Source organism: Streptococcus sp. HMSC034E12 (genome assembly GCF_001835915.1).
GTDB classification, from domain to species: domain Bacteria; phylum Bacillota; class Bacilli; order Lactobacillales; family Streptococcaceae; genus Streptococcus; species Streptococcus vaginalis.
In genome coordinates this window covers 25518-44993 of record NZ_KV826461.1, presented here as the reverse complement: position 1 = coordinate 44993, position 19476 = coordinate 25518, and the positions used below count along the sequence as shown (strand labels likewise).

Sequence of the window (19476 nt, the reverse complement as noted above, 5' to 3'; positions counted from 1 at the left end):
TCATACTCAATGAGAATTGAAAAGTTTTAAAGGCATTCGCTGTGTGAAATCTAAAGACTGCCAGCTAATATTGTACTTTTGTCTCCATACTTTTTTAATAGTTGGTATACTTCGTTTTTTTGTATTTCAAACGTTTCAAATTGACTAGATAGTTCTCGAAATTGATTCAGTTTTTTTTCAGAGGAATGGTTGTTTTCTTCAAGATAATCTTGTAGTAATTTAATCTTTTTAGATAATTCATCCTGATTATTTTGTAAATGCTCCAGATAATTTTTGAAATTTATGCTCGCTATAATAAATTCTGCATTGCTTCCAAAGCTATCATAAAATTTTTCATAATAATCTAAAGTCTTATCATTATAGTTGCGACGTTCAGAAGTTGATGAAGTAATCTGCTTAAATTTATAAAGCTCATTACGTTTAAGTTTATGCAGTTCTATACCAAATGTTTTAGCCTTTTTGACTAATGATTTTCCTTGTTTAGTAAAAGACTTTAGTAATGTTTCTTCTGTTAAGTCATCTAGGTCTTTTACAAAATGCCAATCACCTTCACCTCCAGGATAGTCCTTTTGCAAGCCATCAAATTGGTAATTCAGGTTGGTGAGCATAGATACAAGTTCCTTCTTTTCTGTACTAATGGGATCGCCTTTACTATTGAAGACTTGATAAATATCATAGGGTTTCACAACCAGTTCTATAGCATTTAATTGTTTTGCATAGATTTTTAACTCTTCATAGAATTTAGGCAAGAACTCATAATTAGTGACAACAGGTCCAGAGTTGATTTCTAGGTATGGACCACCTGCCATTTTTGTACTAAATAATAATGCTGATACTTGTAATTGATTGTTATCAAAGAAGCCAATGAACTCAACATTATATCCTATTTTTTTCAATAGAATAGACATTTCTACGGATTGGATAAAGGATTTTCGTTTCGCTTTTTGATAATGTTGCTTAAATGCTTCTTTAGTAATTATTTCTAAAGGCATTGTTCTGTACTCCTTAATCATTTGTAGGTTAATAAAAAGAGCTGGTGAAGCTACAGAATAAAATTATTTCTTATTTGAAAACGTTTTTATTTTGAACTATTTTATCACCCAGAATTTAACCCTGTCAAAATACTTGCTCTTGAATTTTAATATTATGAAATTTTTAATTCACCAAAATTTTGTATTTATAAAAGAATAGGCAAACGAAGCCATAGGAAATTCAGGTTTCTTACGGATTTTATTTATGGCTTAGTTGATAAAAGAAAATAAAAAAACAATCCAAAGGAGCATTTTCTCTAGAAAACAAAAGACAAACCTACCAAAATGGTGGTTTGTCTACAGTCTGAGATATTAGTTTTATGACCAGCGATTTTCAGGCGATATGCTATCGTTTGGACCATGTCTGTGGCATAAAGAGCAGGATCATTGGGTAAATCTCTAAACGCCCTGCGATCATTGCAAGAGAGAGTAGGAGTTTGGAAATAGGACCAAAGATGGCAAAGCTATCAGTTGTTCCTAACATTGGTCCAATGTTGTTGAAACAGCTAAGAACGGCACTGACGACTGTCATCAAGTTATTATTATCTAAACTAACGATGAAAATGAGAAAGATGATAATCATCGTATAAAGTACAAGGTATTTTAAGATTTTATGCTGAGTGTATTTGTCAATTACACTATGATTGACGTGCAGAGTCAATACCCGCTTTGGTGAGAGGGTGGACAATACTTGATTTTTAGCAATGCGAACCAGCATTAAGCAACGAACTACCTTTAAACCGCCGGCGGTTGAACCAGCAGAACCCCCTATACACATAAGAATGAGGAGGATGAACTGAGAAAAGAGTGGCCAAGCCGTGGTGTCTCCAAAACCAAAGCCGGTTGTAGTAATAATATTAGAGACTTGAAAAAATGAAATCTCCAAAGTTTGAGAGAGGTTTTGGTAGATATGAAAGACATTAAGGCAGATGAAAATCGTTGCAGATGCTACAATAATGAGATAAGTTCGCAATTCTTCATCGCCAAAGGATGCTTTAAATTTCCTCAATAGTAAAAAGTAATAGAGATTGAAATTCACTACAAAGATAAGTACTCCAAAACTGACTAGATACGTAATGAGAGAGCTGTTATAGTGAGCAATTCCGTCATTGTAGACACTAAAGCCTCCTGTTCCCGCTGTTCCCATGGCAATGATAAAGCTATCAAATAGAGGCATGCCTGCCAGATAATAAATCACTACAAAAATAGCAAAAAGTGCTAAATACAGCAAATAGAGAATTTGTGCAGTATCCTTTAATTTAGAGACAACTTTACCAAAAACAGGACCAGGGACTTCTGCTCGCATTACTTCCAAATGACCATTTTTATTATTTTCCATAATAGCAATAGCAAAGACGAGTACTCCCATACCTCCGATTAAGTGGGTAAAACTACGCCAAAAGAGTAAGGAATGTGACAAAACAGAGACGTCTGGTAAGATAGAAGCTCCAGTTGTTGTAAAGCCTGAACTGATCTCAAAGAAAGCGTCGATGAGATGAGGAATTTGTCCTGAAAAAACAAAAGGAAGCGCCCCAAAGAAGGACCAAAGTATCCAGCATAAGGCGACAATTAAAACCCCTTCTTTGGCATAAATATGATGATTTTTGGGCTTAAAAGAACTGCCTAAAAGTCCGACTGCCAAGAGAATGCCAATTGTAGCGCTAATTGAGAGCAGGTTTTGATTGGGTTCATGATAGATAAATGCTACAATGAGGGGAATCAGTAGCAGTCCTGCTTCAATGATTAACAATTTTGAGAGGAGGAAACGAATCATACTTCTATTCATGGCTTACCTCTCTAACAAATCATATATTTGCGTGATATTTTGGATTAGTGTCGTGACGATGATTTGGTCGCCTATTTGAATGTGGTCTTCCAGTCATTTTATTTTCTTCCTTTATTTGAAATTGCAGGGTTTCGATTTGTCCATTGGCAAGGTGGTGCATGGCTTGTAAATCAGAATATTGGGCATTCACACGTCCGCGGACAAAGTGCATAATCGTGTCAACAGCGATTCTCTTTGGTGTTACAATGCTTGAAAATTCCTGACTGTCAATGATTTCAAGCAAGCTAGTCCGATTGACTTTCGTGATATTTTTTTGAATACCCATGCTTTCAAGGAACATAGATGAAATGATATTTTCCTCATCGACACCAATCAAAGTGGCAACAGCGTCATAGTGCGGAGCACTTTCTTCTAGTAAAATGTCTTTTGCGGTACCGTCTCCTTGAACAATATGTAAATGTGGAAATTCTTGACTAAACCATTCAGCATGTCTCGGATTGATTTCAATCACCTTCAGTTTTATTTTGCTATTTTTTAGGATATTGAGTAGGTAATAAGCAATTTTCCCAGCTCCAATGAGCATCAGACTTTTTATGACTTTTGGTCGAACGAAATTATGGAAAAGAATAACCTCAACTCGGTTTCCAGTGACATAGATAGTATCATTCTGCAAAATGGTGATTTCACCGTCTGGAATGAACAATTGGTTATCGCGTTCGATGGCACAAATCAGAACATTTCCAAATTTTTTTCGGAATTGAGATAAAGTCATCTGGCAGAGGTTGCTATTTTGTTTGACTTTGAAGGCCATTAAACTGACACGTCCATTTGAAAAATGCTCCACGGAAAGCGCGTTAGGAAATTCGATGATATTTGCAATGTACCGGGCTGCTAGTAGCTCAGGATTAACAATGAGCGAAAAACCAAGAATATTTTTTTCTTTAAAATAAGAATTTGAATATTCTGGGTTAAGAGCACGAACAATCGTTTCTTTTGCCCCCCATTTTTTTAGCTAATACAGCTGAAATCATATTGACTTCATCTTGCTCCGTCATGGCAATAAAAATGTCACAATGTCCGACATCAGCCTGTTCTAAAATTTTAAAATTGGCACCGTTACCCACAATGCCCATAATATCATAACGTTTTGTAACCCTATTGAGGACAGATTCATTTTGTTCGATTAGAATCACATCATGATTTTCCGCCACAAGTGAACGGCAGAGTGCAGCTCCGACTTTACCGCCACCAACGACAATAATTTTCATCTTATACCTCCCAAGTATCCTATCCTATCATACCCTTTTTTGCAAAAATTTCATCATTTTGAAGAAAGAAAAAGAGATATTTTATTCAGAAGAGTCCAGTAATTGAAAATAAAAAGATAAAACTTGAAAATTCATCATAAAAATCTAGAAAATATGAAAAAATAAAGTTTTTTTTGTTGACATGTGCTAATAAAGTGATATACTAAGAAAGTACCCTCATTGATTTACCTCAAACCTGTTGTGATGTAAGTTAATGAGCCTTAAACCACGCTGTCTGCTGAGCTTGACTCCGGGCAGTGTGGCTATTTTTTTGCTTGATAGCAATCACAGTTCACTAAGGTAGGTGAGAAGGTTATAACATATGACAACATTTCAAAATCACATTGTTCTTTTTGAACCACAAATTCCTCAAAATACAGGAAATATCGCACGGACTTGCGCAGCAACGAATTCATCGCTTCACATCATTTTACCAATGGGATTCCCGATTGATGATCGTAAGATGAAACGGGCTGGCTTGGATTATTGGGATAAGCTGGACATTACTTATTATGACAATTTAGAAGAGTTCATGAGTAAAATGGACGGACAATTGTATTTGATTTCTAAGTTTGCGGAGAAGGTTTATGCGGAAGAAAATTTTGCAACTGTTGGAAATCACTATTTCATGTTTGGACGTGAGGATAAGGGATTGCCAGAAGATTTTATGCGTGATCATTCTGAAAAAGCCCTGCGTATTCCTATGAATGATGAACATGTCAGAAGTCTGAATTTGTCAAATACAGTCTGTATGCTGGTGTATGAAGCCCTGCGGCAACAGAATTTTGCAGGTTTGGAGCTAGTACATCACTATGCACATGACAAATTAAAATAGGATTTCTTAAAAGAATGGACGACATCGGATAAAATGCTTGCTCTAGCAGGCTTTTTTTGTTATGATTAAAGGGTCTTCAGGGCAGGGTGAAATTCCCGACCGGCGGTAATTTGCAGCTGTTGACAATCTTTTGTTTTTATATAGCGTTGTAGTTTCTTTGTGTACCTTTGAAACGCCACTTCATTTAAAAACAAAATCTTTGCCAACTGGATAGCTGTTTTAAGTCCGCGAGCGTAAGCTGATGTGGTGCAATTCCACAACCGACAGTACAGTCTGGATGGGAGAAGACGAGAGGCAATGAAGAAGGTCTAAAAGTACAGCTTTTAAATTTTATTTAAGGAAATTTTCTTATACTATTTCAAAGGTTCCGTTGATTTAGAGAAATCGTTCTTCAGCAAGCCTTCCAGCTTCTCTAATTTTTATAAATTGGAGGAACCTGTTATGACACATACACGCAAAATGGCTGTTGTTGCCATTCTTTCAGCAATTTCATTTTTGCTGATGTTCTTTGATTTCCCGATTTTACCGGGGGCTAGCTTTTTAAAGCTAGATTTCAGTATTTTACCAATCTTACTGGGATTAGTGGTGTTGGATTTAGGTGGTGCTTTGAGCATTTTATTGGTTCGTTCGGCGCTCAAACTGCTGCTGAACAATCAAGGCGTCAATACTTATATTGGCTTGCCGATGAATATCATTGCGGTTGCTGTTTTCGTAATTGCTTTTGCTTTGATTTGGAAAAAAGAGCAGACAACCGTTCATTTTCTAATCGCTTCTGTGGTGGGGACGCTCGGATTGACCTTGGCAATGCTGATTCTCAACTATGCCTATGCTATTCCACTCTATACAACATTTGCTAATTTTGATATTTCAAAGATTCTGGGTGTGGCAAACTATCTATTTGCAATGGTCATTCCATTTAATCTATTAGAAGGTGTGGTTTTTGCAGTTGCCTTCTGGCTGATTTATCTGCTTTTGAAACCAATTTTAATCAAGTATGAAAAATAAACAAACGTTTTTAACCAAGGGCTCTTTTGCCCTTTTACTTTTTGTGATTTTAGGATATGTTGTCAAGTTTCATCCTAATTATTTAAAAGGCTTTGATTGGCCAACTCAGACAATTTTGCGTGGGGATTTACCAGATTCTTTGACATTTTTCTTTTCTAACGTGACAAGTCTAATCAACATACCCGTTATTATAACTTGGGTTGTAGTTTTAGTTGGTCTTTTCCTTTATAAAAAATGGTGGAGTGAGGCGATTCTTTTGGCTGGAAATCTTGCTTTGACGGGAATTTTAGTGGCTCTTTTGAAAAATGTCTATCAACGTCCTCGTCCTACGATCCAACATTTAGTAGAAGAAGGTGGATTTTCTTTTCCGAGTGGACATGCCTTGGCTTCGACGTTAGTTGTTGGGGCGTTAGTGATTATTGTGAGCCAGCGCGTGAAAAATCGTCATCTCAGACATTTGCTGCAAGTGTTACTCATGGTATTCATTCTTACAATCATGACATCTCGCGTTTATCTAGGAGTTCATTATCCAACAGATGTTTTAGGAAGTCTTTTCTTAGGTTTAGGGATGTTGCATATTGAATTTCCTTATTATGATAAGTTGCGCTTCCAATGGCGTTTTGCAGGAAAGCAAAAATAGATTGTTAGCAGACAGTTTAGAGGAGGCAGGGTGGCAAAAGTTTTAGATAAACGTCTGATTACTCAAATTTTGTCAATAGTTGAGCAGATTCCTGTGGGAAAAGTGACTACCTATGGACAAATTGCGCATTTGATAGGGCGAGAAAGAAATGCTCGTTTGGTAGGTCGCGTCCTGTCTCAGGCTGGACTTTATGGGAAGTATCCTTGCCATCGTGTGGTTAATTCCGCAGGACGCTTAGCGCCAGCGTGGGAGGAGCAGAGACATCTCCTTTGGGCCGAAGGAGTGACTTTTAAAACGAATGGCTGTGTGGATTTGAAAAAGCACCAATGGAAGCCAACGGACATTAGTAAAGTGTAAATGGAACTCCGAACGCGAGTTCTGTTTTATTTTGTGGTACAATGAAAGTTATGAAACCATATAATTCGTTAAATGCTTATTATCGAAAACTATTTGGAGAGAAGACCTTTAAAGTTCCGATTGATGCTGGCTTTGATTGCCCTAATCGAGACGGAACGGTAGCTCATGGTGGCTGTACTTTTTGTACGGTATCTGGGTCAGGTGATGCCATTGTAGCACCAGAAGCACCGATTCGTGAGCAATTTTACAAGGAAATTGATTTTATGCATCGAAAGTGGCCTGAAGTCAAGAAATATCTAGTTTATTTTCAAAATTTCACCAATACCCATGATAAGGTGGAGGTCATTCGTGAGCGATATGAGCAAGCCATCAATGAGCCAGGAGTTGTAGGTATTAACATTGGAACCAGACCAGACTGCCTGCCTGATGAGACGATTGCTTATCTAGCAGAATTATCCGAACGCATGCATGTGACGGTAGAGCTGGGCTTGCAGACGACTTATGAAGCTACTTCGCAATTGATTAACCGCGCACATTCCTATGAATTATATGTTGAAACGGTTCAACGTCTGCGGAAATTTCCAAAAATCGAGATAGTTTCTCACTTAATCAATGGTTTACCTGGTGAAACTCACGAAATGATGATAGAAAATGTTCGCCGCTGTGTGACAGACAATGACATTCAAGGGATTAAATTACATCTTTTGCATTTAATGACCAACACACGCATGCAACGAGATTATCATGAAGGACGCTTGCAGCTGCTTAGCCAAGATGAGTATGTTTCAATTGTTTGTGACCAATTAGAAATAATCCCTAAGCATATCGTCATTCATCGGATTACAGGCGATGCGCCACGAGATATGTTAATTGGCCCTATGTGGAGCCTCAACAAATGGGAAGTTCTCAATGCGATTGAACAGGAAATGAACCGTCGCGGCAGCGTTCAAGGGTGTAAAGCAAAGGAGCAACGATTTATATGTTAAGACCATTACAAATGGCACATGCTTTTTTAGAGGAAGTAGTGACTGATGAAGACATCGTCGTTGATGCCACTATGGGCAATGGGCACGACACGCTTTTCTTGGCACGACTGGCTAAAAAAGTGTATGCTTTTGATATTCAAGAGCAAGCCGTTGAGCAAACTACCAAGCGCTTGGCAGAAGCTAAATTGGACAATGTTGAACTGCTTTTGACAGGTCACGAAAATGTGGATCAATATGTTGAAAGTATTAAAGCAGCTATTTTTAATCTAGGCTATCTTCCGTCGGCAGATAAAACAGTGATTACGCAGCCACATACAACTATTCAGGCTTTGGAAAAATTATGTCAGCGTTTAGTAGCTGGCGGTCGGATTGCAATCATGATTTACTATGGGCATGCAGGTGGCGATGTGGAGCGAGATGCAGTTTTAGACTTTGTTAGTCAATTGCCGCAGCAGGAATTTACTGTCGCCCTTTATAAAACAATCAACCAAATCAATCAGCCCCCCTTTTTAGTGATGATTGAGAAATTAAAAATGACCTAAGTGGAGAGAAAAATGGATAAGCAATATCTACATGAAAAATTGAGCTGCTTGCGCAGTCAATATCTAGATTCAACCAATGGAGAAATCTTAGCAAAGCAAGTAAATGATGCGCAGATGAGCAAAAAATGCTTCGGATTAAGAAAAAATTAGTCAATCTTGAAATGGAGCGCTGTCAAAAAATGATTGAGCATCGCGATTTATCGAAAATAGAGCAAAAAATCTCCGAGCAGAAGATGCTTTTTGAAAAATGCTGTAGGCAAAAATAAAGGAGGAAAAGGTGGACTTACTCCTTTATATTATTATCTTTTTATCTGTTCTGATTGTTTCAAATGCCACCAACAAGCTATTTCCAAGCTTGCCAACGCCACTCATACAAATTCTATTAGGGATTGGCTTGGGATTTTTCATTCCAGTTGGAACGTTTCATTTAGAGACGGAGCTGTTTCTAGCTTTAATCATTGGACCGCTACTGTTTCGAGAAGCAGAAGAAAGCGATATTACCAGTATTCTTAAGCATTGGAAGATTGTTATTTATCTGATTTTTCCAGTTATTTTTCTATCAACTTTTAGTCTTGGCTTTTTGTCACATTGGCTATGGGTGTCCCTTCCTCTTGCAGCTTGTATCGCAGTTGGAGCCGCCTTGGGTCCGACTGATTTAGTGGCTTTTGCGTCCTTATCTGAGCGCTTTACCTTTCCAAGACGTGTAGAAAATATTTTGAAAGGGGAGGGCTTGCTAAATGATGCGAGTGGTTTAGTTGCCTTTCAATTTGCCCTGACGGCTTGGACAACAGGGAAATTTTCAGCTCAGGAAGCCAGCACCTCACTTATCCTTTCAATCATTGGCGGTTTTATTGTGGGTGGTCTAACTGCTTTTTTAAATCGTCAATTGCAAAAGCTGCTGTATATGGTGCGAGCCTCAGACACAGCAGGAGAACTGTTGTTAGAATTAAGTTTACCGTTGCTGACATTCTTTTTGGCCGAAGAACTCCATGTATCAGGAATTATTGCAGTGGTCGTGGCAGGGATTTTTAAGGCTAGTCGTTTTAAAAGGATTACTTTATTAGAAGCTCAAGTTGATACCGTGACAGATACGATTTGGCAAACTGTCACATTTATGCTGAATGGATCGGTCTTTGTCATTTTAGGAATAGAGTTAGAAACGATAGCTGAACCCATTTTGAAAAGTCCGGTTTATGATAATCTCTGGCTCCTTCTAACGATTCTTTTGCTGACGATTGTGCTATTTGCCATTCGTTTTGTCATGATTTATGGCTTTTATTTCTGGAGAAGTCTGCGTTTGAAAAAGAGAATGTCGAAATATTGGAGAGATATTGCTCTGTTAACTTTTTCAGGCGTGAAAGGAACGGTGTCTATTGCGACCATTCTCTTGATTCCAACAGCGTTAGAACAAAAGTATCCTCTCTTGCTTTTCTTGGTGGCTGGGGTTACGTTGCTTAGTCTTTTGACAGGGCTTGTAATATTACCTCGTTTATCAGAAAACAAAGAAGAATCATCCGACTACCTCATGCATATTGCTATTTTAAATGACGTTGTCCAAGAATTAGAAGAAGATTTGAAACATACCAAAGTCAAGGCTCCGCTTTACGCGGCTATTGATAATTATCATGGACGAATCGAAAATCTTATCCTGGAGCAGGAAGGAAAATCTGTTCAAAAAGATTTGACAGATTTGCAATTGCTGATGCTGAGTATTGAAAGTGACGGCTTGGAACAAGCCTACGAAGAAAGAAAAATAAGCAACCGTGCCTATTCCATTTACCAACGTTATTTATGGAATATGGAGCAAAGAATCAACCGCAACCTTGCTTCGCGCTTCACTTATTTTTTGATTAGCTTTTTCAGAATGACTCGCTTATTGTTACATGAGATTGTTACGTTTGGCTCTACTTTCCGTAATTGGCTCAATCAAGATAGAGCAAAGCCTAGTAAGGCTGAAAGAGAAGAGATTGCCGAACTGTATCTAGCCAATACAGAAGTGATTATCGGGAGTTTAGAAAATCTGAAGGGCGTTTATAATACTGCGCTTATCAATTTCTTACAAGATTCGCGTATTCGTGAGACAGCAATTATTGAAAGCAGTGTTTTATTGAGCGGGTTATCACGCGTATCAAACCGAATAATATCAAGGAAATGCTACGAGGTTATTATTTGGAGCGGAAGATTATTTTTGAATACGAACACGAAAAGCTGATTTCAGCTAGTTATGCAAAATTTCTCCGTCAAAATGTCAATAATTTAGAAAATTATTCTCTCAAAGAAACCGCCAATACATTACCATACGACATGATGAACTATGTCAGACAGAAATAAAACGGGAGTGGATTGAGCACTTAGTTGCGAATTCACTCTTTTTTAAACAAAAAAATAAGCCTTGACAGGCTTATTTAGTTGGGATGGATATTTCAATGAGGTTTGTTGAATAGAGTGTCTTAATTCGAGAAACATCAATCGATTTTGTATCAATTTTTCGTTTCAAAAAAAATTCTCGAATTTTTTCAACTTCTTGTTCGCGAATGGTGCGGTGTTTATTTGAAATCAGAATTTCATAATGAAAAGGTGCTTGCGTAAAGACGACGTCTGTATTTCCAGCGGAAAAAGTCTCAACTAGTGTAGCATCTGTACTTTCTAATTGACTTTGTACAAGGCGTGCATGGCTGTTTGTCGTGTTAATAAGCTTCATCTGACTTCCTCCTATATTCTATTCCTATTATAGCACTTTTTCATAAGAAATGTGAACAATTTCTCATACTTTATGATTCTTTTTCCACATTTCAATTCCCCATTTATGACTGCCACGTTTTAATTTGGAAATAGCTTCTGCGATTGGAAACCAGACGAGCTGATTAAAATCTTCTAAAGGTGCTTGCGATTGCTCATACTGGCTTACTTCATAAATGTAAGCAGGGTTATAAAAATAGGTATCGCGGTGGCGAGAATAAAAATATTCATCTGCTTGTCCGTAATATTGACCGATTTGAGCAGTAAAACCAAGCTCTTCAATCAGTTCACGTTTTAAGGCAGTCAAGCGATCCTCATCTTGCTCAATCTCGCCTCCGGGCAAGAACCAAGCGCCGTTGGGGGCTTGCACTAAAATTATCTTTTCTTGCTTTTCATCTGGAATAACTGCATAAACGCCATAGCGATTCACATATTGAACGTCTTCTTGCTTTTCTCCAAAAGTTGCGACTGTCATATCGTTTCCACTCTTTCTTATATGCTACTAATATCATAATGCAGAAATCAAGTGCTGTCAAGGCTTTCAAGCATTTTAAGGTTCAAATTTGAAAATATCTGCTGTATATAAATTGAGCACTTTTTCAAAGAGAAGACGGAAAAGAATGGCAACGACTGTTGGGATGACAAGCCAAGCTAAGATTGCCAGTCCCATGGGAAGTCCGCCTGTAACAGAAGTGAAGAGTCCAGTCAGACCAACTAATCCAAAACCTGCTGATGCAGGCGTCCCGGTAATGGTGAAGAGCGGAACCAACAGACCAGTAGCAGCAGAGGTTGCGACAATAGGAACATAAGAGATTGGGTCCTCAAAGACATTGGTCATCATCATTTTCATTGAACCAAGGGCGACAGCAGCAGTTACACCAGGTTTATTGACGAAGAATGAATGAACAACAAGTACGATACAAGTTGTTCCGACCCCCATAGCAGAAGCACCGGCAGCGAGTCCATTTAGTCCAATGGCAAGACCGATTGCAACAGTTGAGATTGGAGCCACGATTAAGATAGCAAAAGTAACACAGATGAGAACACTCATTAAGTAAGGCTGAAGATCCGTAAAGTAGATGATTCCTTGCCCGATTAAGCTAGAAATCATTTTGACATAAGGAAGTGTGAATAACCCCACAGTCGCAAGAAGCGATCCAACGATTGGCAGAAGAACAAAATTAAAGGATTCAAATTTCCCTTCTAGCCAGAGCAATACGAGAACGCTAAGGGCACAAATTAGCATGACATTGATAATGTCCCCTGTACCAGTCGTGTAGAATCCAGTAACCATTTTGTTTGCAGTTGCCGTAATTTCAGAAGGGGCTTTTTGCTTTTGAACATATCCTAATAACTCCGTTGCTCCAGCTAATTTACTAGAAGCACCAGAACTAACAAAAGCAATGGCTGTCAGAAGCGCAGCTTTCATTCCTTTGAAATTAAATTCCAAGGCAACCAGCGTTCCAATTACGGCAGATAAAGTGGCTTGGAAAAGAACGTTAGCCACATTCCAAGTTGCAAAGAAAGCATTATTTTTGAAAAAGTCTAAAGAGAAAATAATGGCAAAGATACAGTTAGGCAGCAAGGCTACGATAACACCAATTGCGGTGCCGTTTAGAACTTTATGCAAAAATGATTTAGGGGTAAGTGATGCGGTTGTGTTTTCTTTTGTCATAAAAAACTCCTTTATTTTTGAAAAATAAAATCCGCCCTATCCCAAATGAGAATAAGGCGGAGTCATGTAAAAATGGAGATGATTATCCCATTTTAAAACGGTAGCTACGCCTTGATAAGATACTATAAATAATGATAATAATAGCTATAACCAACATAACGTAACTCCTTTTTTATTTTTCTTGTTGTCTATTATAACATCTTATTCCAAAAAAACAATAGAAAAATTGAAATTTTCTGATTATTTTGAAAAAACAGAATATCTATTATAAAATATGGGAAAACAGAAGAAAAATCTTCAAACAAATTTTACTTTTATATAAAAGTTGACACCAGGCGACAAGTTTCTTCTGTTATACTCATGATAGAAAAATGAAAGGAGCAAACAAATGAAATATGAATGGAGAAAATTAGATAAAAAACTTTATCAAGGTCCAAAAACTCCTGTGGTCATTGAACACCCTGTGCAGTCATTTATCATGTTAAATAGTCAAGGAAATCCAAATAAAGCTGACTTTTCAGAAAGGGTTTCTGCTCTTTATTCCCTCGCTTATGCGATTAAAATGGAGTATAAAAAAACTGCTCATCATCAAGAATTTACTGATTTTACCGTTTACCCTTTGGAAGGGAGTTGGCAGCAAACAGAAGCAGAGACTTTGGTAAAAGACGACTTGGTTTATACGATTATGATTGCTCAGCCAGAGTTTATTACAAATGAAATAGTTGAAACAGCTCTCGAAAAAGTAAAAGTGAAAAAGCCAAATCCATTTTATAATGAGATTCGCTTTGAACGAATAAGCGAAGGAAGCAGCGTTGCCATGCTTCATGTAGGACCATTTGACGATGAACCACAAACCTTCGCGAAAATGGATGCTTTCTGTCAAGAAAATGGGTTAAAACGCTGCACAGCATATCATCGTGAAATTTATTTGAACAATAAAAATCGCACCGCTCCAGAGAAACTAAAGACAATTTTGAGATATAGTGTTCAGTAACTAAAAAATCACTCCCTAGATTTCTAAGGAGTGACTTTCATGTTTAATTAGCATTGTTATCTGCTGGTTTTTGGATTTCTTTGTCGGCTTCATTTTCAGCTTTTTTAGCCGATTTGATGACAATTTTACCGTTGCTTGTCATGACAGCCTTGAGTTCTTTTTCACTTGGGTGTTCAAGGTAGTAGTCAGTAATGGCGTCTTCGATGTGATCTTGGATTGTCCGACGCAGAGGACGAGCTCCCATTTTCGGATCGTAACCCAAGTCAACTAATTTTTCCTTGACTTTGTCTGTCACGTCTAGGTGAATGTCATTTGTTGCAAGTCGTTCATTGACATCTTTTAGCATCAAGTCTACGATTTTTAGGAGATTTTCCTTATCAAGGGACTTAAATTCGATAATACCGTCAAAGCGGTTCATAAATTCTGGACTGAAGAAGTTGCCTAATTCACCGAGAACAGAGTTAGTCCGTCCTTCGCGTGTTGCTCCAAAACCAACATTTGCTTCAACTTTGCCAGTACCGGCGTTTGAAGTCATGATGATAATTGTATCTTTAAAGCTAACTGTGCGCCCTTGTCCGTCTGTCAGACGTCCATCGTCAAGAACTTGCAGGAACATGTGCATGACATCTGGGTGCGCTTTTTCTACTTCGTCAAGCAGAATGAGAGAATAAGGATTGCGGCGTACGCGTTCTGTCAATTGTCCGGCTTCTTCGTAGCCAACATAGCCTGGAGGTGCTCCAACGAGTTTGGCTACGCTGTGTTTTTCCATATATTCACTCATATCAAAGCGAATCATGCTGTCAGCTGAGCCAAAGAGCTCAATCGCTAATTGTTTAGAAAGTTCTGTTTTACCGACACCGGTTGGTCCGACAAAGAGGAAGGATCCAATTGGTCGATTAGGAGAGCCAAGTCCGACACGATTACGGCGAATAGCTTTGGCAATTTTATCAACGGCATCATCTTGACCGATGACATGAGCTTTCAAATCATCAGCCAGACTAATTAATTGCGATTGTTCCTTTTCTTTTAAGTCACCAACTGGGATATTTGTTTTTTGCTCAATGATATGCTCAATCGTTTTTTCACTGATGATAGGTGTATCTTGGTCTGCCATTTTATTTTGCTGCATTTCTTTGTATTTGGCAATTTGGTCACGGAAATAAGCAGCTTTTTCAAAATCTTCATCACGAGTAGCTTGTGCCTTGAGGTTTTCAGCTTCTACCAAGCGTTGATCAATAACTTTGGGATCAATAAAATTAAGTGTCAAATTCATCTTTGAACCTGCTTCGTCTAGCAAGTCAATGGCCTTATCGGGCAAGAAGCGATCTTGGATATAACGATTGGACAAGACAGCCGCCGCTTCAATAGCATCATCTGTGTATTTAACGTGATGATAGTCTTCGTATTTTTTTTGAATGCCTTTTAGAATAGTAATGGTTTCTTCAACCGTTGGTTCATCCACTTTTACTGGCTGCATCCGGCGTTCCAGTGCTGCATCTTTTTCGATAATGCGATACTCATTGAGAGTTGTGGCACCGACTAATTGGAGTTCACCGCGAGCAAGTGCTGGTTTTAGGATATTTCCAGCATCCATATTTCCATCGCCAGCAGAACCAGCTCCAACAATTTCGTGAATTTCATCAATGAATAATATAACATCTTGTCGAGAGCGAATTTCGTTCATGAGTTTTTGCATTCGCTCTTCAAATTGACCACGGATTCCAGTCCCTTGAACCAAACTAACGACATCTAAACGAATGACTTCTTTGCCTTGGAGTTTATGTGGAACATCTCCATCTACAATTTTCTGAGCTAAGCCTTCGACAACTGCTGTTTTACCGACACCAGGCTCTCCGATGAGGACTGGATTGTTCTTTGTTCGACGGTTGAGAATTTCAATGACGCGGACGATTTCCTCATCACGACCGATGACAGGGTCAATTTCACCGCGCCGAGCAAATTCGGTTACATTGATACCAAATTCTTCTAGGAGGCCTTTAGGCTGTTGCGGAGCTTGCTGGCGTGCACTCCCACCTTGATTGGAACCGTAACCTCCATTGCCGTAACCACCTCCAGATTGAGTCGGAGGGGTTTGTGGTTCTTGATGATTTTGAAAATTCCCTAGATTGTTAAAGAAATCATCAAAAGGGTCTAAGTTGTTTTGATGATTCATATTGGTCATTCCACGAAACAAGGCATTGTTTGGGTCTGTTTTCATGATTTGATAACAATTTTGACAGAGGTCAACTTGGTGTTGTTTTCCATTCACATTCGTGTAAAGATGAATGGTAGATTCATTTATTTTACAATTTTGACAAAGCATGTGCTACCTCTTTCTTTTAAAATTTGTTTGAATAATACCAATTGGTCAATAATAGTCAAATTTCTTAGTTTTATTATAGCAGTATTCTAAAACATTGCAAGAATAAAGTGTTAAAAGACAGATTTTTGTACTGAAGCGTTTTATTTTGTGTTAAATTTATCAAAAACAGGGCTTTTACTGGTATTTCATCTTTCATTTGTGGTAAAATAGTAACGTATAAATGAATAGGAGAAGGAAAATGGAATCACATTTAGTAAGAATTATCAATCGTTTAGATGCTATGACAAAAGATGGCGGCAATTTGAAACGCAATTTTGAGCGTGACGGAGTTGTTGTAGCAGAAGTAGCTTATAGCTATGACGAAGAAAATGGCTCAGTATTCACTCTTCGTGATGTAGCAGCGCATGAAACTTATACATTTGACAGTATTGATTTGATTGCTATGGAAATTTATGAGTTGTTGTATTAATTTGCTAGTCTCTAATAAGATATCCTCTAGGCACCTGCTTAGGGGGGATTTATTTTGCAATAATTTTTATTTATCTACCTTAGAATTGTCAGAAATTCTTAGAAAAAAGTGGTATACTAATAGTGATAGCAAGCATATTTCTTGACAAACAGAAAAGGAGATAGTATGGATTTATCTCGGATAACATTATTAACAGAATATGAAATTGTCGGAATCGATCTAGAGGAAGCAAGTGTCCGTCATTTAGCTGATCTAGGGATTAAGATAGGCAGTTTTATTCAAGTCATTTCAAAAACAAACGACACAGCTATTCTCTTAGTTCGAGCTGCGAGGATTGCCTTGGATAATTCTCTTTTGAAAAAGCTGGATGTTGTGCCAAAGGGCAGTAGCAAATCTTCTCTTCCTTTATCTGAGTTGGCTGTTGGAGATGTGGCATACATCGAAGCAATTCATGCAGATGGTGTTTTAAAACGACGGTTGATGGATATGGGTTTGACGAAAAACACAAAAGTTCAGTTGCAGAAAGTCGCACCATTAGGTGATCCATTAGAAATTAAGTTGAGAGGTTACGATTTGACGTTGAGAAAGTCAGAAGCGAGTCTGGTTAGTGTTGTGAAAAGCGAAAAGGGAGCAAAAGGATGAAAGAATTAGCGCTTGCGGGAAATCCGAATAGTGGAAAGACCAGTTTATTTAACATTCTAACCGGTAGTAGCCAGCATGTGGGAAATTGGCCTGGTGTCACTGTCGAGAAGAAAAGTGGTCTGTTTCGTAAAAATAAAGATATTATTATTCAAGATCTACCGGGAATTTACTCGTTGTCGCCTTATACTTCTGAAGAAGTGATTAGTAGAAATTATCTTTTAAGCGGTAATGCAGACGGGATTTTGGATGTAGTTGACGCAACCAATTTGGAACGAAATCTATACTTGAGCTTGCAATTGATTGAGACGGGGATTCCGGTTGTGCTGGCTTTAAATATGAGCGATGTCGTTGAAAAACAAGGAAAATGGATTGATACGACTAAATTAAGTTATCAACTAGGTGTGCCAGTCGTTGCGACCAGTGCTTTGAAAAAGACTGGGATTGACCAAGTCATGCAGAAGGTCTTACGAGAAATGGAGCGCACGGATGAAACGCTCTATCCTGTTTACGACAGTCATTTTGAAGCGGCCTTGTCAGAAATTATCCGCATTTTAGGAAATGCAGTACCTCAAAAACAGGCTCGGTTTTATGCCATTAAGCTTTTTGAACGCGATAAAGAATTATCTGAACAGCTGGTATTGTCTGATTTTCAAAAAACAGAGATTGAAGATGCGATTAGGATTACGGAGGAAATCTACACTGAAGACGCAGAGACCATTGTTGTTAATGCGCGCTATGAGTTTATTGAGTCAGCAGTCAAAATGGCGCTGCAAGCCGATGTTACTAAATTAAGTTTGTCAGATAAGATTGACCGTATTGTGACCAATCGTTATTTAGCTTTACCAATCTTTGCGCTTGTTATGTGGTTGGTGTATTTCCTCTCTATTCAAACGATTGGAACGATGGGAACGGATTGGACAAACGATGTTCTCTTTGGAGAATGGATTCCAAATGGTGTTAAATCATTGCTAGAGCAATTAGCTGTAGCTGACTGGCTTCAATCTTTAATCATTGATGGGATTATCGCAGGCTGCGGAGCTGTGCTAGGCTTTGTGCCTCAGATTTTTGTCTTGTTTATCTGCTTGGGCTTCTTGGAAGACATCGGCTATATGAGCCGGATTGCCTTTGTGATGGATCGAATCTTTCGGCGGTTTGGTTTATCTGGAAAATCCTTTATCCCCATGTTGATTTCGACGGGGTGTGGCGTTCCTGGTGTCATGGCGAGTAGAACCATTGAAAATGAACGTGACCGTAGAATTACCATTATGACAACAACCTTTATGCCTTGTTCTGCCAAGTTGCCGATTATTTCCTTGATTGCGGGAGCTTTCTTCCCCGGCAATCCTTGGATTGCACCAAGTGCTTATTTTGTCGGAATGGGAGCCATTGTCTTATCAGGAATTGCTCTGAAAAAGACAGCAATCCTCGGTGGCGCTGTCGCGCCCTTTATCATGGAGTTGCCGAGTTACCACCTGCCACAAGTCAAAACGGTTTTGCGCTATGCTGGTCAAAAGGCTTTGAGCTTCATTAAGCGTGCTGGAACGATTATCTTTGTGACCAATATTTTCATTTGGTTTGCTAGTTCCTATAACTTTAGCTTACAGGCGGTCGAAACAGAAGATAGTATTCTAGCCACCTTAGGAAAAGGATTAGCTTGGATCTTTAGCCCTCTTGGCTTTGGCAATTGGCGAGCAACGGTTGCGGCTATTACGGGATTGTTGGCTAAGGAAACGGTGATTTCTACTTTTGGAATCTTGTATAAAGTGACAGACGCGACAGAGACCACCAAAGAGTTGTGGACCAATCTCCAACAGCATTATACGGCACTTTCCGCTTACTCATTCCTTGTCTTTAATCTACTCTGCGCTCCTTGTTTTGCAGCGATTGGTGCGATTCATCGGGAAATGGGAAATGCTAAATGGACGTGGATTGCTATTTCATTTCAAACCCTACTGGCTTATAATGTCAGCCTTGTGATTTACCAATTTGGTCAAGTTTTGCTGTACGGAAAAGGAATATCTCCAGTGACTGTCTTTGCTCTGCTCGTTGTGGCAGCGGGTCTCTATTTCATCTTTAGAAAACCGCGCAAAGAAACAGTAGAGGTTATCACTTTAGATAGTCTGACACGTCAAACAGTATAGGAGA

General features: G+C 38.6%; 16 protein-coding genes, 3 pseudogenes and 1 riboswitch. Of the genes and pseudogenes, 12 read left to right on the top strand and 7 right to left on the bottom strand.

Translation table 11 applies throughout. The features are described from left to right. Positions 1-50: 50 nt before the first annotated feature. From HMPREF2574_RS08090 to trkA, 3 genes and pseudogenes are all read right to left on the bottom strand, one after another. A complete protein-coding gene (locus tag HMPREF2574_RS08090) occupies positions 51-992 on the bottom strand; it encodes an aminoacyltransferase (protein WP_257374291.1) in 942 nt (313 codons plus the stop codon). 385 nt (positions 993-1377) lie between these two features. After that, complete coding sequence (locus HMPREF2574_RS08085) at positions 1378-2817, bottom strand: TrkH family potassium uptake protein (RefSeq protein ID WP_070812426.1); 1440 nt, start codon at positions 2815-2817, stop codon at positions 1378-1380. 3 nt (positions 2818-2820) lie between these two features. Beyond that, positions 2821-4085: pseudogene (gene trkA, locus HMPREF2574_RS08080) on the bottom strand (Trk system potassium transporter TrkA). Between the two features lie 361 nt (positions 4086-4446). Here trkA and HMPREF2574_RS08075 point away from each other — a divergent pair. The 8 genes and pseudogenes from HMPREF2574_RS08075 (at position 4447) to HMPREF2574_RS08045 (ending at position 10820) form a co-directional block, all read left to right on the top strand. Beyond that, a complete protein-coding gene (locus tag HMPREF2574_RS08075; protein WP_024051501.1) occupies positions 4447-4959 on the top strand; it encodes a tRNA (cytidine(34)-2'-O)-methyltransferase in 513 nt (170 codons plus the stop codon). Between the two features lie 68 nt (positions 4960-5027). After that, a riboswitch (FMN riboswitch) is annotated at positions 5028-5252 on the top strand. A 148-nt stretch (positions 5253-5400) separates the two neighbouring features. Further along, positions 5401-5964 carry an ECF transporter S component gene (locus HMPREF2574_RS08070; protein ID WP_070812425.1) on the top strand — a complete coding sequence of 188 codons (564 nt, stop codon included), beginning with the start codon at positions 5401-5403 and terminating at the stop codon, positions 5962-5964. Further along, on the top strand, positions 5954-6604 hold the full coding sequence (locus tag HMPREF2574_RS08065) for a phosphatase PAP2 family protein (protein WP_024051503.1): 651 nt from the start codon (positions 5954-5956) through the stop codon (positions 6602-6604). The genes HMPREF2574_RS08070 and HMPREF2574_RS08065 overlap by 11 nt, the downstream gene beginning before the upstream one ends. Before the next feature lie 30 nt (positions 6605-6634). Further along, complete coding sequence (locus HMPREF2574_RS08060; protein ID WP_070811332.1) at positions 6635-6961, top strand: MGMT family protein; 327 nt, start codon at positions 6635-6637, stop codon at positions 6959-6961. Positions 6962-7002: 41 nt separating this feature from the next. Beyond that, complete coding sequence (locus HMPREF2574_RS08055) at positions 7003-7947, top strand: tRNA modification radical SAM protein MnmL/YtqA (protein ID WP_003023668.1); 945 nt, start codon at positions 7003-7005, stop codon at positions 7945-7947. Next, positions 7941-8489, top strand: coding sequence for a tRNA 5-(aminomethyl)-2-thiouridylate-methyltransferase MnmM (locus tag HMPREF2574_RS08050; RefSeq protein WP_024051505.1), 549 nt, complete (start codon positions 7941-7943; stop codon positions 8487-8489). The genes HMPREF2574_RS08055 and HMPREF2574_RS08050 overlap by 7 nt, the downstream gene beginning before the upstream one ends. A gap of 12 nt (positions 8490-8501) precedes the next feature. Continuing rightward, a pseudogene (locus tag HMPREF2574_RS10270) lies at positions 8502-8755 on the top strand (hypothetical protein). 11 nt (positions 8756-8766) lie between these two features. Further along, positions 8767-10820 (top strand): annotated as a pseudogene (locus tag HMPREF2574_RS08045) (cation:proton antiporter). A gap of 70 nt (positions 10821-10890) precedes the next feature. Here the strand turns inward: HMPREF2574_RS08045 and HMPREF2574_RS08040 are convergent. From HMPREF2574_RS08040 to HMPREF2574_RS08030, 3 genes are all read right to left on the bottom strand, one after another. Further along, positions 10891-11190, bottom strand: coding sequence for a DUF1827 family protein (locus tag HMPREF2574_RS08040; RefSeq protein WP_024051512.1), 300 nt, complete (start codon positions 11188-11190; stop codon positions 10891-10893). A 63-nt stretch (positions 11191-11253) separates the two neighbouring features. Then, positions 11254-11703 carry an NUDIX hydrolase gene (locus tag HMPREF2574_RS08035; protein ID WP_070812424.1) on the bottom strand — a complete coding sequence of 150 codons (450 nt, stop codon included), beginning with the start codon at positions 11701-11703 and terminating at the stop codon, positions 11254-11256. Between the two features lie 75 nt (positions 11704-11778). Beyond that, positions 11779-12903 (bottom strand): PTS sugar transporter subunit IIC, encoded by a 1125-nt coding sequence (locus tag HMPREF2574_RS08030; RefSeq protein ID WP_024051514.1) that lies wholly within the window; start codon positions 12901-12903, stop codon positions 11779-11781. 388 nt (positions 12904-13291) lie between these two features. Between HMPREF2574_RS08030 and HMPREF2574_RS08025 the strand changes: the two genes are divergently transcribed. Next, positions 13292-13897, top strand: coding sequence for a GyrI-like domain-containing protein (locus HMPREF2574_RS08025; protein ID WP_024052848.1), 606 nt, complete (start codon positions 13292-13294; stop codon positions 13895-13897). Between the two features lie 43 nt (positions 13898-13940). On the opposite strand, the gene HMPREF2574_RS08020 is transcribed toward HMPREF2574_RS08025, so the two are convergent. Further along, complete coding sequence (locus HMPREF2574_RS08020; RefSeq protein WP_070812423.1) at positions 13941-16220, bottom strand: ATP-dependent Clp protease ATP-binding subunit; 2280 nt, start codon at positions 16218-16220, stop codon at positions 13941-13943. Positions 16221-16458: 238 nt separating this feature from the next. On the opposite strand from HMPREF2574_RS08020, the gene HMPREF2574_RS08015 reads away from it, so the two are divergent. The 3 genes from HMPREF2574_RS08015 to feoB all read left to right on the top strand — a co-directional run bounded on the left by HMPREF2574_RS08015 (position 16459) and on the right by feoB (position 19472). After that, positions 16459-16689, top strand: coding sequence for a DUF1797 family protein (locus HMPREF2574_RS08015; protein ID WP_024052846.1), 231 nt, complete (start codon positions 16459-16461; stop codon positions 16687-16689). A gap of 165 nt (positions 16690-16854) precedes the next feature. Further along, entirely contained in the window at positions 16855-17331 is a 477-nt protein-coding gene (locus tag HMPREF2574_RS08010) for a FeoA family protein (RefSeq protein WP_070812422.1), read from the top strand. Next, entirely contained in the window at positions 17328-19472 is a 2145-nt protein-coding gene (gene feoB / locus HMPREF2574_RS08005) for a ferrous iron transport protein B (protein ID WP_070812421.1), read from the top strand. The genes HMPREF2574_RS08010 and feoB overlap by 4 nt, the downstream gene beginning before the upstream one ends. The last annotated feature ends 4 nt before the right edge of the window (positions 19473-19476 follow it).